Origin of the sequence: Rhodococcus sp. RDE2, assembly GCF_020885655.1 — a bacterium.
GTDB classification, from domain to species: Bacteria; Actinomycetota; Actinomycetes; order Mycobacteriales; family Mycobacteriaceae; genus Rhodococcus; species Rhodococcus pyridinivorans.
This window is the reverse complement of record NZ_AP025186.1, coordinates 3281702-3296251: the sequence shown is the minus strand read 5'-3', so window position 1 is coordinate 3296251 and position 14550 is coordinate 3281702. Positions and strand designations below refer to the sequence as shown.

Annotated in this window: 17 protein-coding genes, 1 tRNA gene and 1 other RNA gene; 9 read left to right on the top strand and 10 right to left on the bottom strand. The window is 70.0% G+C overall.

The annotated features are described in order from the left end of the window. The first annotated feature begins 6 nt into the window (after positions 1-6). Both LPH33_RS15360 and LPH33_RS15355 read left to right on the top strand, forming a co-directional pair. The gene (locus tag LPH33_RS15360; RefSeq protein ID WP_016693279.1) at positions 7-471 is read left to right on the top strand and encodes a peroxiredoxin; all 465 of its coding nucleotides are present in this window, start codon (positions 7-9) and stop codon (positions 469-471) included. Positions 472-503: 32 nt separating this feature from the next. Next, positions 504-575: transfer RNA gene (locus LPH33_RS15355), tRNA-Val, on the top strand. Between the two features lie 61 nt (positions 576-636). On the opposite strand, the gene LPH33_RS15350 is transcribed toward LPH33_RS15355, so the two are convergent. The 5 genes from LPH33_RS15350 to LPH33_RS15330 are packed head-to-tail and all read right to left on the bottom strand — an operon-like array spanning position 637 to position 3822. Continuing rightward, positions 637-1365 carry a CBS domain-containing protein gene (locus LPH33_RS15350; protein WP_229565064.1) on the bottom strand — a complete coding sequence of 243 codons (729 nt, stop codon included), beginning with the start codon at positions 1363-1365 and terminating at the stop codon, positions 637-639. A 35-nt stretch (positions 1366-1400) separates the two neighbouring features. Beyond that, positions 1401-1802, bottom strand: coding sequence for a DUF5655 domain-containing protein (locus tag LPH33_RS15345; protein WP_016690843.1), 402 nt, complete (start codon positions 1800-1802; stop codon positions 1401-1403). Continuing rightward, positions 1799-2635: an SURF1 family protein gene (locus LPH33_RS15340; protein WP_172414876.1), complete on the bottom strand. Its 837-nt coding sequence runs from the start codon at positions 2633-2635 to the stop codon at positions 1799-1801. Before LPH33_RS15340 ends, LPH33_RS15345 begins: the two co-directional genes overlap by 4 nt. A gap of 28 nt (positions 2636-2663) precedes the next feature. Beyond that, the gene (locus LPH33_RS15335; RefSeq protein WP_016690841.1) at positions 2664-3134 is read right to left on the bottom strand and encodes a low molecular weight protein-tyrosine-phosphatase; all 471 of its coding nucleotides are present in this window, start codon (positions 3132-3134) and stop codon (positions 2664-2666) included. Next, a complete protein-coding gene (locus LPH33_RS15330; protein ID WP_088897248.1) occupies positions 3124-3822 on the bottom strand; it encodes an HAD hydrolase-like protein in 699 nt (232 codons plus the stop codon). The genes LPH33_RS15335 and LPH33_RS15330 overlap by 11 nt, the downstream gene beginning before the upstream one ends. Before the next feature lie 75 nt (positions 3823-3897). On the opposite strand from LPH33_RS15330, the gene LPH33_RS15325 reads away from it, so the two are divergent. The 3 genes from LPH33_RS15325 to LPH33_RS15315 all read left to right on the top strand — a co-directional run bounded on the left by LPH33_RS15325 (position 3898) and on the right by LPH33_RS15315 (position 7012). Beyond that, the gene (locus LPH33_RS15325) at positions 3898-5046 is read left to right on the top strand and encodes a Nif3-like dinuclear metal center hexameric protein (protein ID WP_088897249.1); all 1149 of its coding nucleotides are present in this window, start codon (positions 3898-3900) and stop codon (positions 5044-5046) included. 74 nt (positions 5047-5120) lie between these two features. Beyond that, the gene (locus LPH33_RS15320) at positions 5121-5858 is read left to right on the top strand and encodes a zinc ribbon domain-containing protein (protein ID WP_229565063.1); all 738 of its coding nucleotides are present in this window, start codon (positions 5121-5123) and stop codon (positions 5856-5858) included. After that, positions 5855-7012 (top strand): bifunctional RNase H/acid phosphatase, encoded by a 1158-nt coding sequence (locus LPH33_RS15315; RefSeq protein ID WP_160875584.1) that lies wholly within the window; start codon positions 5855-5857, stop codon positions 7010-7012. The genes LPH33_RS15320 and LPH33_RS15315 overlap by 4 nt, the downstream gene beginning before the upstream one ends. 136 nt (positions 7013-7148) lie before the next feature. Here LPH33_RS15315 and LPH33_RS15310 read toward each other — a convergent pair whose 3' ends face one another. Both LPH33_RS15310 and LPH33_RS15305 read right to left on the bottom strand, forming a co-directional pair. Next, entirely contained in the window at positions 7149-8393 is a 1245-nt protein-coding gene (locus tag LPH33_RS15310; RefSeq protein ID WP_229565062.1) for a lipase family protein, read from the bottom strand. Positions 8394-8500: 107 nt separating this feature from the next. Then, entirely contained in the window at positions 8501-9022 is a 522-nt protein-coding gene (locus LPH33_RS15305) for a DUF1697 domain-containing protein (RefSeq protein ID WP_088897252.1), read from the bottom strand. Between the two features lie 55 nt (positions 9023-9077). Here LPH33_RS15305 and rnpB point away from each other — a divergent pair. The 4 genes from rnpB (at position 9078) to LPH33_RS15285 (ending at position 11958) form a co-directional block, all read left to right on the top strand. Beyond that, positions 9078-9485: RNase P RNA component class A (gene rnpB, locus LPH33_RS15300), an RNA gene on the top strand. Positions 9486-9730: 245 nt separating this feature from the next. Beyond that, positions 9731-9913, top strand: coding sequence for a hypothetical protein (locus tag LPH33_RS15295; RefSeq protein ID WP_006554424.1), 183 nt, complete (start codon positions 9731-9733; stop codon positions 9911-9913). 43 nt (positions 9914-9956) lie between these two features. After that, positions 9957-11366: an RNB domain-containing ribonuclease gene (locus LPH33_RS15290; RefSeq protein ID WP_160875580.1), complete on the top strand. Its 1410-nt coding sequence runs from the start codon at positions 9957-9959 to the stop codon at positions 11364-11366. Then, positions 11356-11958, top strand: coding sequence for a CHAP domain-containing protein (locus tag LPH33_RS15285; protein ID WP_160875578.1), 603 nt, complete (start codon positions 11356-11358; stop codon positions 11956-11958). Before LPH33_RS15290 ends, LPH33_RS15285 begins: the two co-directional genes overlap by 11 nt. Positions 11959-12014: 56 nt before the next feature. On the opposite strand, the gene pip is transcribed toward LPH33_RS15285, so the two are convergent. The 3 genes from pip to panB form a co-directional block, all read right to left on the bottom strand. Further along, complete coding sequence (gene pip / locus LPH33_RS15280; RefSeq protein ID WP_420714497.1) at positions 12015-12926, bottom strand: prolyl aminopeptidase; 912 nt, start codon at positions 12924-12926, stop codon at positions 12015-12017. Positions 12927-12977: 51 nt separating this feature from the next. Further along, complete coding sequence (locus tag LPH33_RS15275) at positions 12978-13445, bottom strand: hypothetical protein (RefSeq protein ID WP_088897256.1); 468 nt, start codon at positions 13443-13445, stop codon at positions 12978-12980. 119 nt (positions 13446-13564) lie between these two features. Beyond that, positions 13565-14425, bottom strand: a complete 861-nt coding sequence (panB, locus tag LPH33_RS15270) for a 3-methyl-2-oxobutanoate hydroxymethyltransferase (protein ID WP_016690829.1) — start codon at positions 14423-14425, stop codon at positions 13565-13567. Between the last annotated feature and the right edge of the window lie 125 nt (positions 14426-14550).

Here is a 14550-nt window from a genome sequence, read left to right as displayed (position 1 = left end):
ACACGCATGCCGATCGCCGTGGGCACCGAAGCCCCCGATTTCACCCTCAAGGACCAGAACAACCAGGAAGTGACGCTGTCGAGCTTCCGGGGCAGCAAGAACGTGCTCCTGGTCTTCTACCCGCTCGCCTTCACCGGCGTCTGCCAGGGCGAGCTGTGCGCCGTCCGCGACGACCTACCCACCTTCGAGAACGACGACACTGCGATTCTCGCGGTGTCGGTCGGCCCGTCGCCGAGCCACAAGATCTGGGCGGCCGAGCAGGGCTACACCTTCCCGCTGCTGTCCGACTTCTGGCCGCACGGCGAGGTCGCGCAGGCCTACGGTGTGTTCAACGAGAAGTTCGGTTTCGCCAACCGCGGCACGTTCGTCATCGACAAGGACGGCATCGTGCAGTTCGCGGAGGAGAACCAGCCCGGAGAGGCCCGTGACCAGGGAGCTTGGGCCAGAGCGCTCGCCGCGCTAAAGTCCTGATGCGAAGTCGGCGGCACCTGCCGCCGTCTTTCGGGCGTGTAGCTCAGTGGTAGAGCTCTGGTTTTACACACCAGCGGTCGGGGGTTCGAAACCCTCCGCGCCCACAATCCTCTGTGCGATTCCGGTGGATCGAGCCCCGCTCAGCGGGGTCGGATCCACCCAGATCTAATGTCCCGCATTCACCGCCGCGACGAGCGTCGGCAGGTCGTCGGCGACGACGATCATGAGCGGCCGTTCCTTCGCGCTGCCACTGTGCGTGACGATCAACGCCGTCGGCGGCAGTTGCCCGCCCGCGGGCGGCGATAGCTTCTTGATCGCCTGCGGCACGGTGATGGTGCGGGGCAGGTGCGCGGCCCGCTCGTGTGGTTCGGCGAACTCCAGGGCCGCTCCGACGGTCTCGCCCTCGACGATCTCGTCCGTCGCGAGACGATGCGCGAGCCACCGGGCGATGCAGTTCGTCGTCAGCAACCCGAGATAGGTGTCGTCCTCGTAGATCGGGAACTGCGAGTAGTCGTGGCGTCGGATCTCGTCGAGCACCTCATTCAGCGGTGTGCCCGTCTCGAACACGGCGGGTGCCCGTCTCGGCAGGACCTGCAGCACCTTCGACGGATCGATGATCCTGTCGCGCAGTCTCTCGATCGCCTCGACGACCTCCGGGACCGGATCGGCGACCGGCTTGCCCCCGTAGTAGTCCTGGTGCACGAGCGCGTTGCGCAGGTCCGCGAAGGCCCGGAGGGCGGGCAGATCGACCTGGGTGCGGTGACGCCGGGCGTACTCCTTGGCCATCCGGACGAAGCTCATGTGCTCCTCGTCCGTCTGCAACTGCCACTTGAAGTGGTTCTCGATGGCCGTGAACGCCGACAGGAACCGGATCGCTCCGCTGACCTCGTCCATCTCGTCTCCTTCGTGCGGAAGGGAGCCGTGGGGCGTCAGTCGCGCGGTTCCGCCGCGGTGCGGTAGGCGACGTCGAGCAACTCCACGAAGTGGTCGTCGAGTTCGTCGACCGACGAGACGCTCAGGCGGTGCGTCGTGACCGTCCCCTTCTTCGGGAACGCCTCACGCAGCGTCGCGTGGTGGATGCGCCGCGGCAGGTCCAGGGCCACCTCGAGACGCGAGGCGTAGACGAACGCCGCCGCGAACGGGCGACCCCGCGACCAGGAGATCTCCGACGCGTGGACGTGCTCGGTGACGTCGTCGCCGAGGTCGAGGATCATGGCGCGCACGTGCCGGAACACATCGACGGCGGCCGGATCCTTGTCGGCCAGGTAGTCGTCGACGGTCGCGTACATCGGGAGCTCCTCGAATCGGGGCAGGGTGGTCGGCTCGGTCACCGCGGCCGGCCGTATCGATCGGCGAGCTTCTCGCTCGCGGTGCGCGGTGCCGCTTCCGCCGGGGCCCCGGCTGCGTCACCACCGTCTTGCTGACCCTTGGTCTTCCTGCGCTCCCGCAGCTCGGCCCACACGAAGTAGCCCAGACCCAGCGGAGCCATGATCCCGAATGCCAGCCACTGCAGGCCGTACGACAAATACGGGCCGGAGTCGAGCTGGGGGAGCGGGATCACGCCGAGACCACCGGGCTGATCGGCGTCGAGCTGCAGGTAGACGTCCTCGAGGTCGAGACCCGTGATGGACGCGACCTGCGGGGCGTCGATGAAGTACACCTGCTGGTAGCCGGCGTCCACGAAGGGGGCCTTGTCCTCGACCGTTCCCTCGGACATCCGGATGCGGGCGTCGAGGGTGACGGTGCCGGACGGCGCGACCGGGATCTCCGGGATCTCGGTGCCGCGCACGGGACGCACGTACCCGCGGTTGACCAGGATCGTGCCACCGGAATCGAGGACGAACGGGGTCAGCACCTCGTAGGCCGGCCGCGACTCGACGTTGCGCAACCGCACGAGCACGTCCGACTCGGGCAGATAAGAGCCCTGCGCGAGCACGCGGCGCCACTCGTCCTCGATCGTCGGACCGTCGCCGCCCAGCAGTTCGCCGACGGGAACCGGGTCCTGTGCCATCGACGCAGAGATGCGGCCGTTGCGGTCCTCGGTGCTCGTGTTCTTACCGAGCTGCCACGGCGCGAGGACCGTGAAGCACGCGTAGGCGAAGCCGACGACCACCAGTGCCAGGACCAACCAGCCGGGGCGTAGGAGAAATGTCAATCGGCGCACAGATCCACGGTAGCCGGTGAGGTGCGTCTCACTGCTGCCGCACCCGCTCGAGCAGGCCCGGAACAGCGGCTTCGATCTGCTCGCGGACCTGCTCGAACTCGTCGAGGGAGCCGTAGTACGGATCGGGCACCGAATCGTCGTCGGCGTCGGGATCGAACGAACGCAGCAGCACACGGCGATCGGACGGGACACCGAGCTGCGCCAGTGCCCGCTCGTGGGTGGTGGTCATGGCGACGACGAGGTCGGCCGACAGGTGCTCGGCACCGAGCTTCGCGGCGCGGTGACCGGTCGGATAGCCGTGCCGCTGCAGCACCGCGTCGGTGCGCGGATCCGCCTCCGACCCGACGTGCCAGCCGTGCGTGCCGGCGCTGCTCACCCGGACCCGGTCGTCGAGTCCCTCCCGCCGCAGGTGCTCCGCGAAGATCTTCTCGGCCATCGGCGACCGGCAGATGTTGCCGGTGCACACGAAGGTCACGTGGAAGCGGTCGTCAGCGTCCACCCGTGAGCACCTCCCGCAGTTCCTGGACCGAGGCGGTCGTCCGCGCCGCCGCACGACCTTCGGTCTCGGTGCCGTAGCCCCACTCGACGAAGACCGTGGGGATGCCGAACCGGCCCGCACCGTGGATGTCGTGCTCGCGGTCGCCCACCATCACCACACCGGTCGTGCCACCGGCCTCGGCATCCTGCGGCTCGATCCCGAGAGCGGTGAGGCTGTGCGCGACGACCTCCCACTTGTGCCGCCGGGCGCCGTCGTCGCTCGCACCCCCGATGAACTCGAAGTATCCGGTCAGACCGAAGTGGTCGAGGATCCGCTCGGCGAACGTCTGGGACTTCGACGTCGCCACCGCCAGGCGGCTCCCGGCCCCGCGCACGGCCTCGAGCACCGCGTCGATGCCGTCGAAGACGGCGTTCTCCGCCCAGCCGGTCGCGGAGTAGTAGTCCCGGTAGGCCGCGAGTCCCGCAGCGACCTGCTCCTCGTCGAGTCCGAGATTCTGCAGGGTGTCGCGCATGGGCGGTCCGAGCAGCCACTGCAGGTCGCCGTCGGGTGCCTCGAAACCGGTCGTCTCGGCGGCGTGGAGGAACCCGTTGATCACCCCGGTCGCGGAATCGGTGAGCGTGCCGTCCAGATCGAACAGGACGACGGGAGCGGGGAGCACGAGCGGCTGGGTGGCAGCGAGAACGGTCACCGGGCCATTCTCCCCGTTCGTCCGGTCTTCCGCCGCGTAGGGTCGTGCGCGTAGGAGAGAGCGGACCAGCTGGAGGTGGACGTGACGGCGGCGACGCTGCGTGAGGTGATCGACGTTCTGGAGACGGCCTACCCGCCGTCGCTGGCGGAGAGCTGGGACTCGGTGGGACTCGTCGCCGGCGACCCCGACGAGCCGGTGCGCAAGGTGCTGCTCGCCGTCGACGCGACCGCGGCCGTCGTCGACGAGGCACTCGAATGGGGCGCGCAACTGCTGCTCGTGCACCACCCGCTGCTGCTGCGCGGAGTCGACACCGTGGGCGCGCACACCCCCAAGGGCGCGCTGATCCACCGCCTCATCCGCGGCGGCTGCGCCCTGTTCACCGCGCACACCAACGCCGACCGCGCGAACCCCGGCGTCTCGGACGCGCTCGCCGGGGCGCTGGGCCTGACCGGGCTGCGACCGCTCGAGGCCAAGCCCGAACCGGCGACCGACAAGTGGGTCGTCATGGTGCCGTCCGACGCCGCCGACGCGGTGCGCGCGGGACTGTTCGCGGCGGGCGCGGGTGCCCTCGGCAACTACCGCGAATGCTGCTGGTCCACCACGGGCACCGGCCAGTTCCGCCCGGTCGACGGCGCGGATCCGGCCATCGGCTCGGTCGGTGACCTCGAACGCGTCCCCGAGGACCGGATCGAGGTCATCGCGCCGCGCCGGTCGCGCGCGGCGGTGCTCGCGGCCCTGCGCGATGCGCACCCCTATGAGGAACCGGCCTTCGACATCATCGAACTCGCCGACCTGCCGAGCGATCGCGGTCTGGGCCGGGTGGGGGAGCTGCCGCACACCCGCACGTTGCGCGAGTTCACTGCCGACGTCGCCGCCGCACTGCCGGCCACCGAATGGGGTGTGCGCGGTGCGGGCGACCCCGAGCGGCCGGTGCGGACCGTGGCGGTGTGCGGCGGATCCGGTGATTCCTTCCTCGGACTCGCCACCGCGCAGGGTGCCGACGTCTACGTCACCGCCGATCTGAGGCACCATCCCGCCGACGAGCATCTGCGCGCCGGAGGTCCCGCGCTGGTGGATGTCGCGCACTGGGCGAGCGAGTACCCGTGGTGCGCGCAGGCCCGCGACGTCCTCGACGGGGCGTTCGCCGATCGGGACGGCTGGCAGGCGCGGGTCAGCGAGTTGCGCACCGATCCCTGGACGACCGCGGCGGGCGCGGTACGGTAATCAGCTACGACACGTCCCGCGTGGCCGCCGACTCCCGGCCCACCGACACACCATCGAAAGCAGGAACCACCCGAGTGAACGTCGAACCCACCGTGCAGGCCAAGCTGCTGTCCCTCGCCGCCGTGGACGCAGAGCTGAACCGCCTCGCGCATCGCCGTCGGACACTGCCCGAACAGCAGGAGGTGGACCGCCTGCAGACCGAGCGCAACGCGCGCAAGGACGCCGCGGTGGCCGTCGAGATCATCCTCGACGACCTCGACCGGGACATCCGGAAGCTCGAGGGCGAGATCGAGGCCGTGCGCATGCGCGCCGACCGCGACCGGTCGATGCTCCAGAGCGGCTCGGTGGGATCGAAGCAGCTCACCGAACTGCAGCACGAGCTCACCAGCCTCGAGCGTCGTCAGGCGGCACTCGAGGACGACCTGCTCGAGGTCATGGAGCGTCGTGAGGCGTCGAAGGCCGACTACGACCACGCCGGCGCGCAGGTTTCGCAGGTCGACGACCAGCTCGGCGACGCCGTCCGCGCCCGCGACGAGGCGCTCGCCGACATCGAGGTGGCCGAGCAGCGGTGCCGCAGCGACCGCGAGGCACTGCTCGCCGTCTTCCCCGCGGAACTGGTGACCCTCTACGAGAAGCAGCGCGAGAAGTCCGGCATCGGCGCCGCACTGTTGCAGGCCCGTCGTTGCGGCGCGTGCCGTATCGAGCTCGACCGCGGTGTGATCGCCCGGATCGCCGCCGCACCCGCCGACCTGCTGGTCCGGTGCCCGGAGTGCGACGCGATCCTGGTCCGCACCAAGGAATCCGGGCTGTGACGACGGTCGTCGTCGAAGCGGACGGCGGTTCCCGCGGGAATCCCGGACCGGCCGGCTACGGTGCCGTGGTCTTCGATGCCGACCATCGCACCGTCCTCGCCGAACGTCAGGCGAGCATCGGGCGCGCGACGAACAACGTCGCCGAGTACAAGGGCCTGATCGCCGGTCTCACCGCCGCCGCCGAACTGGGCGCCGACGAAGTGCACGTCCGCATGGATTCCAAGCTCGTCGTCGAACAGATGAGCGGCCGGTGGCAGGTCAAGCATGCCGACATGATCCCGCTGGCCGCGCGGGCACGTGAGCTGGCCGGCCGGTTCCGCAGTGTCGACTACACGTGGATCCCGCGTGCTGAGAACGCCCACGCCGACCGGTTGGCCAACGCCGCGATGGACGCGGCGGCCGAAGCGATGCTGGACGTCGCGTCCGACACCGTGGCGCGCCCGGTGCAGGTGGGCGCGCGGACCGAGAACGTCACGACCCCGCCGGTCGTGCCGGTGCCGGATCCGGCCGTTCCCGCCTCGCCCGGCTGGACCGGTGCGGTCGGGACACCGACCCGTCTGCTGCTGCTGCGTCACGGGCAGACCTCGCTGTCGGTCGAGCGTCGCTACTCGGGGCGGGGCAACCCGGAGCTCACCGAACTCGGTCGCGACCAGGCGGTCGCCGCGGCCCGGCGGCTCGGTGCCCGTGGGGGGATCACCGCGGTGCTGTCGTCTCCACTGGGGCGCGCGCGGGAGACCGCCGCTGCGGCCGCGGACGCCCTCGATCTCCCGGTGACGGTGCACGACGGACTCATCGAGACGGATTTCGGCGACTGGGAGGGTCTCACCTTCGCCGAGGCCGCTCGTCGCGACCCCGAACTGCACCGGCGCTGGCTCGGCGACACCTCCGTGCGACCCCCGAACGGCGAGAGCTTCGACGAGGTGGCCAAGCGGATCGCGTCGGTGCGCGACGACCTGTTGACCGACTACGCCGGCACGACCGTGCTCGTCGTCTCGCACGTCACGCCCATCAAGACGTTCCTGCAGATGGCGCTCGAATCGGGGCCGTCGCTGCTGTACCGCCTGCACCTGGATCTCGCGTCGCTCAGCATCACCGAGTTCTACGCGGACGGTGGCTCGTCGGTGCGGCTCGTCAACGACACCTCGCACCTGTGAACGGGTCGCGGTCGCGAAACGAAAAGTGGCCGCGCAGACATGTCGGGGGGTTGCCTGCGCGGCCACTCATCAGGCTTATCTGTCGGCCGCCCGACCGTGTTACACGGTTGCCGGAAATTTTTTTCCGGCGGGGATGTCAGGTGGTGCAACCGGACCGGGATTCCTGGCGGGCGAATCGCTGAGCGAGCCAGTCGAGGCCTTCGACGACGGCCGGGAACATGCCGATCAGGTGGCCCGTCCCGGTCTTCGTCAGGACGGGTCCGACGTCGTAGCGGCGGTAGGTGACGTCGGCGCCGGCCGAGCACCACTTGTCGACCATCGTGTCGACACCCTGCACGAGCACGAAGTCGTCGCCGGTGCTCTGCGCCACGAAGACCGGCATCGACGGGGCGCGGTTGCCGAGTTGTTGCTCGGCGACCAGCGACGCCCACGGCTCGTCACCGAGGTGCTGGGCGATGGGCCGTCCGTCGACCGTGTACGACGAGGTCTGCCCGAACGGATTCAGGGTGAACGCGTCGAAGACGCAGGACGTCTCGGCACGACGCAGGACGTCGAGTCCGGCAGGATTGAACGCCGCCAGCAGCGACGGGGCGTGCTCGGGGTAGGCCGAGATGAAACCGTCGACGACCCAGCCGATCCCGCCGGAGAGCAGGGATCCGTCGCCGGCCACGGCGAGATCGCCCAGGTCGGCGGGCGGTGAGCCCGCCACGGCGCCGACCACCGACAGTTCGGGGGCGTACGCCGAGGCGAGTTCGGCAGCCGATGCGGATGCCATGCCGCCCTGCGAGTATCCCCAGAACGCGATCGGGCCGTCGGGGTCGAGACCGAGATCGCCGAGCGACCGGGTGGCGCGCGCGAGGTCGAGCATCGCCCGTCCCTGCGACTCGCGGTTGAGATAGGGGTGCACGCCGGGTGTGCCGAGTCCTTCGTAGTCGGTGACCGCGACGGCGTAACCGGCCGCGAGCATCGGACCGATGTGGATGTACTCGTACTCCTGGCCGAAGGTCATGAGCTTCGACGGTGCGCACTGGTCGCCCATGCCCTGCGTGCCGGGACCGAGCACGACGGTGGGCCGGGGTCCGGGGCCGGACCACGGTTGCGACGGGACGAGCACGGTGCCGACGGTGGCGACCGGACCCCCGGTGGCGTTCGTGCTGCGGTACATCACGCGGGTGACGGCCGCGTCGAGGACGGCCGGGGTGTTCGGGACGACGGCGGCGACCGACGGTGCGGTGCGCAGGACGTCGCCGAGCGGCGCCGTCTCGAAGGCCGGAGGGGGCGTGTAGAAGTCGGTGTCCGACTCCGCGTTCGCCACTGTCGGTGTGGTCGCGAGGAGCGCGGCCGCGGCGATCGAGGCGAATACTCCGGTGCGTCTGCGCATCCTGGACCTTCCGAACGGAACGAACGTCGAGGAGGGACGCTACCTGCAGTCTGTACGCAGGTGCAATGGATCCTCCCGATGAAGCGGCAGGCCGGTGACCTGCTCGGTCAGACGAGTCGCCGCAGCGTGTTGAGATTCCGGACGGTCGTCGTCGCCTTGTTCCGGGCCGAACCCGACTGCTTCCCCACGGCACTGTCGAGCGTCGCCCCCTTCACGACCTGCCAGTAGAGGACACCCTCGCCCGCTTCGATGCATTCGAGGTCCGGATCGAGATCGTCCGCGAGGGCGGCCAGCGGTTCGAGCGCGGCGGGATCGGAGGCGAACACGACGTACGAATGCCGGTCGGTGCGTGCGGCGTCGAAGGGATACGCCTCGACGACCCGCGCGAGATACGACTGCTCGACGACGAAGGTGTAGGCCTCGTAACCGAACCGCTCGGTGAGCGCGGCCTCGATCGCGGCCTTCGCGGTGGCGGGGTCGTCCGCGGCGTCGAAGAGCACGTTGCCGGAGGCGAGGACGGTGCGGACGTTCTCGAAGCCGAGGCCGACGAAGACCTCCTTCAGATCGGCCATCCGGATTCGGATGCCGCCGACGTTGATTCCGCGCAGCAGGGCCACGAGTCGCGTCATGAGTGCACCGTAGTTGGCGGCGCCGACACACCGCGGGCTAGTCTGGTCGAGCGAACGAGTCGGCCGGGCGGCCGCGGAGCAGGGAACCGGTACCGCATGGTGCCAGGCCCTGAATCGAGGAAAGTCCGGACTCCACAGAGCAGGGCGGTTGCTAACGGCAACCCGAGGTGACTCGCGGGACAGTGCCACAGAAAGCAAACCGCCTGCCGTACGGCAGGTAAGGGTGAAAGGGTGCGGTAAGAGCGCACCAGCGCCCCGGGTGACCGGGGCGGCTAGGTAAACCCCGCCCGGAGCAAGGTTGAAGGTCGCACCGCGTGCGGTGCGGCTGCGCAGGTGTTCGAGGGCTGCTCGCCCGAGCCTGCGGGTGAACCGCTCGAGGTACCCGGCGACGGTGTGCCCAGATGGATGGTCGCCACCCCGTTTCGGCGGGGGACAGGATCCGGCTTACAGGCCGGCTCGTTCGCCCGGCGTCTCCCGATCCCACCGCGTTGCTACCGGTCGGGTCAGATCGGATCGATGACCAGCAGGTGCGCCCAGTACGAGGCCGCATCCGGACCCAGCCAGGGCAGCAACGCGTCGTAGAGGATGTAGGACATTGCTTGCTCCTTCGTTCGGACATCGAGCACGGGTGTGCGGCCCGACAGTACCGCGCCACGCCTGCCGACGGGTTGTCCGTACAGACAGGCGCGATTCGGGCACACTGAGACCATGAGCGACGACGGCTGGTACTACGACGTGCGCACCGGGAAGGTCTCCCAGGGCAAGGATCCGCACGCCCTCAACCGCATGGGTCCCTACCCGGACAGGGAGACCGCTCAGCGGGCGCTGGAGATCGCGGCAGAACGGAACAAGGCGGCCGACGCCGCCGACGACGACTGGAAGAACGGCTGAGTTCGACGACGAGCATCCGGACCACCAGGAGTTCACGAGCATCGTGGTGACCACTCCCATCGTCGTCGCGCCTGCGATCGACTTCGCCGACGTGCGCGCCGAATTCGACCTTGTCGACGAGTTCTCGCCGGACGCACTCGCCGAGGCGCGACACGCGACCGACCGCTACGCGGACGTCCGTGAGGACCGCACCGATCTTCCTCTCGTGACCATCGACCCACCCGGATCGATGGACCTCGACCAGGCACTGCACCTCGAACGCACCGACGACGGCTTCGTACTGCACTACGCGATCGCCGACGTGTACGCACTCGTCGAACCGGGTGGCGCGCTGGACGCCGAGACACACCGCCGTGGGCAGACCTTCTACCTGCCCGACGGCTCCGTGCCGCTGCATCCGCGCGAGCTGTCCGAGGGCACCGCGAGCCTGCTGCCGGACGCCGGCCGTCCGGCGGCGCTGTGGCGGATCGAGACCGACCACCGCGCCGAGCCCGTCGCGGTGAGTGTGCGGCGCGCCCTCGTCCGGTCGGTCGCACGCATGGACTACGCCGGAGTGCAGCGCGACGCCGACGCGGGCCGGCTGCATCCGTCCGTCGAGGCGTTGCCCGACTTCGGGCGGTTGCGGGCGGCCGCGGCGCTCGCTCGTGGAGCGATCGAACTGCGCCTGCCCGCGCAGGACGTCGTGCAGCACGGCGACGGCTGGACGCTGCAGATCGAGCCGCGCACCGAGGCCGACGAGTGGAACTCGGAGATCTCGCTGCTCACCGGGATGTGCGCCGCGCAGATGATGATCGACGCGCGGGTCGGCCTGCTGCGCACGCTCCCGCCCGCCGATCCCGCCGCGGTCGATGCTCTGCGCCGCACCGCGCGGTCGCTGGACGTGCCGTGGCCGTCGGGGCTCGGTGTCGGTGCCTTCCTCGCCTCGCTCGACGCCAACGACCCGAAGACGCTCGTGCTGATGAGCGAAGCGCCGACGCTGCTGCGCGGGGCGTCGTATGCGGCGTTCGACGGTGAACTGCCCGAGACGATCCTGCACGGCGCGATCGGTGCGCCCTACGCGCACGTCACCGCGCCGCTGCGCCGGTTGTCCGACCGCTACGCCACCGAGGTGTGTCTCGCGGTGTCGTCGGGCCGGGACGTCCCGGAGGCGGTCCGCGCCGAACTGTCCGCGATGCCGAAGATCATGTCGTCGACCGATTCGCTCGCCGGGAAGGTGAACCGGGCATGCATCGACCTGACCGAGGCGGTCGTGCTCGCGCCGCGGGTGGGGGAGACCTTCGAGGCGACGGTCCTGAAGGAGGCCACCGAGCGGCGCGACGCGGAGGTGTTCGTCGCCTCCGAGACCGTCATCGGCCCGTGCGGCGGTGCGCCGGAGGAGGGCGGCACGGTGCGGGTGCGGCTCACCCTCGCCGACCCGCAGGCACGCAAGATCCGCTTCGACCATGACCGGTGAGACGACGCGGCGGCGACGGCCGGTCGCTGCCGTCCTCGCCGTTGTGCTCGCACTGTGTGCGGTGCTCGCGCTGCTCGTGTGGTGGATCCTGCCGAACCGGCTGTTCCCGTGGGACAGTGCGGCATTCCCGGAGATCGACACCTCGGCGTTGTCGCCGACGCAGGTGCGGATCGTCGAACTGCTCGAGGAACAACACGAGGCGCAACATCCCGGCACGTTCTACTCGGAGGGTGTCCGCGAACCGTGGTGTGCCGACTTCGTCAGCTGGATCATGCGGGAAGCCGGTGTGCCACTGTCCAATCCGCATTCGGGGCACTGGCGGATCCCCGGTGTGTTCACGCTCCAGGAGTTCTACGAACAGGCCGGCCGCTACGAACCGGCGGGCACGGGCCACCGGCCGGAGGTCGGCGATGTGGTGCTGTACCACAACGGGATCGGCGTCGGTCAGCGCGAGCACACGAACATCGTCGTCGCCGTCGACGGTGATTCCGCGATCACCGTCGGCGGCAACGAGATGGGCCGCATCCGCGTCCACGAACTCGACGTGACCGGGGACGACGCCGTGGTCGGCTTCGGGCGGCTGCCGGACTGATCCGCCCCGGCGGCTGCCCGCCTGATCCGCGCCGGCGGATGCCCGACCGATCCGGGTCAGCGGAAGCCGTCGGTGGCCTCGACGAGCCGGTGCACGATCCCCGGTTCGGTCGCCGCGTGTCCCGCATCGTCGACGATGTGCAGACGGGAGGACGGCCATGCCTCGTGCAGGTCGTGCGCGCTGCGCGCCGGGCACACCACGTCGTAGCGGCCCTGCACGATCACGCCCGGGATGTCGCGCAGCAGATGCGCGTCGCGCAGGAGTGCGCCCTCGTCGAAGAAGCCGCGGTGGTGGAAGTAGTGGTTCTCGATGCGCGCGAAGGCCAGCGCGAACCGGGGTTCGGCCGTCTCCGCGACGCGATCCGGGTTCGGAAGCAGTGAGCTCGTGGCGCCCTCCCAGGTGGACCACGCGATCGCCGCGTCCAGGGCGACGTCCGGATCGTTCGAGTGCAGCAGGCGGTGGTAGACGTCCACGGGATGCTCGCCCGGCTCTGCGGCCGCGAGCGGGGCACAGAAGCCTTCCCACGCCTCGGGGAACAGCTGCCCGGCGCCGCCGTTGTAGTACCAGTCGATCTCGCTGCGGCGCAGCAGGAAGATCCCGCGCAGGACGAGTTCGGTGACGCGCTCCGGGTGCCGCTGGGCGTAGGCGAGGGCGAGCGTCGAGCCCCACGACCCGCCGAAGACCATCCACCGGTCCACGCCGAGGAAGGTGCGCAGCCGCTCGATGTCGGCGACCAGATGGTCGGTGGTGTTGACCGACAGGTCGGCGCCGTCGGCCACGTGGGGTTGCGACCGGCCGCAGCCACGCTGGTCGAACAACACGATCCGGTAGGCGGCGGGGTCGAAGAAGCGCCGGTGCTGCGGCGCGGTGCCGCCGCCCGGACCGCCGTGGAGGAAGACCACGGGCTTGCCCTGCGGATTACCGCTGACCTCCCAGTACAGCTGCTGGCCGTCACCGACGTCGAGCATGCCCGTCTCGTGCGGCTCGACCGGCGGATACAGTTCGCGTCGCTCCACGGATCAGAACCCGACGAGGCCCGACGCGAGATCGGGGATCTCGAGTGCCTGCACGGCCTCCTCGCGCACCTCCGGGCACTGCGCGGAGGTCGCCGCATCGATGCGGCCCCGGTCGCCCGCGAGCGCGACGAGGTCGACACCGTTCGCCGCCCCCCATTCGCCGACCAGGATGTTGAGGCCACCGCGGCCCACCGACGGGGTGTAGGTGCGCCAGTTCGACAGCTGGCCTTCGAGGCGTGCGCACAGATCTGCGGCCTGCGCCTCGGTGAAGCCACCCGCTCCGGCCTCGGACGACGACCCCGTCGTCGGCGCCGAGCGCGTCGACTCGGCCGGACTCGACGTCTCGACCGCGGAATCTGTCGACGTTCCGGTGGGCGCCGGATCCTGTGCGGTCCCGCATGCGGCGAGGGTGCCCGTCAGGGCGATCGCTGCGAGCACAGCCGGAACGAGTCGGAGTCGGGTCTGGGTCATCGGCACCTCGGTGATCGTGGGGTCGGGTCGTCGTCGAGTCTGCCCACCGATCGCGGGGCTGTCGAGAAAACGAGACGGGCACCACCGACCGCGTCGATGGTGCCCGTCCCCGGAGATCGTCAGAAGGAGTGCTCGGGCCCCGGGAAGGTGCCCTGCGCAACCTCTGCTGCGTACTGTGTTGCGGCGCGGCGCAGTTCGTCGCCGACCTGCCCGAACTTCTTGACGAACTTCGCGGTCTTGCCGCTGGTGTAGCCGGCCATGTCCTGCCAGACGAGCACCTGGGCGTCGCACTCGTTGCCGGCACCGATGCCGACCGTGGGGATGCTCAGCTTGCGGGTGACCTGCCCGGCCAGCTCGGCCGGCACCATCTCCATCACGACGGAGAAGGCACCCGCCTCCTGGACGGCGATCGCGTCGGCGACGAGCTGCTCGGCGCCGTCGCCGCGGCCCTGCACCCGGAAGCCGCCGAGCGTGTTCACGGACTGCGGGGTGAAGCCGATGTGTGCCTGCACGGGGATGCCGGCGGCGGTGATCGCGGCGATCTGCGGAGCCATCCGCTCGCCGCCCTCGAGCTTCACCGCGTGGGCGCCGCCCTCCTTCATGAACCGCACAGCCGTGGCGAGGGCCTGTTCGGGCGAGGCCTCGTACGAGCCGAACGGCAGGTCGGCGACGACGAGCGCGTGCGGGGCACCGCGCACGACACCGCGGACGAGGGGGAGGAGTTCGTCGACGGTCACGGGCACCGTGGTGTCGTAGCCGTAGACGACGTTGGCTGCGGAATCGCCCACGAGCAGGACGGGGATACCGGCCTCCTCGAAGATGCGGGCGGAGGAGTAGTCGTAGGCCGTCAACTCTGCCCAGCGGCGGCCTTCGGCCTTCATCGCCTGCAGGTGATGGACTCGCGTCTTGCGCTTGGGGGTGTCGGCAGGGGCTGCGGCGGAGGCCGCGCCACCGTATACGGACGTCACGTTGTCGGACATCACTGTCCCTTTCTTCCTCGAGGCCCTCGGGGTCCCCGGGTCGGGTGATGACTGTCTCAGTCTGCCACTCGGGTCCGGGCGCACGAAGACCGCGCAGCGGTGCGATTCGTCACACCGCACGACCG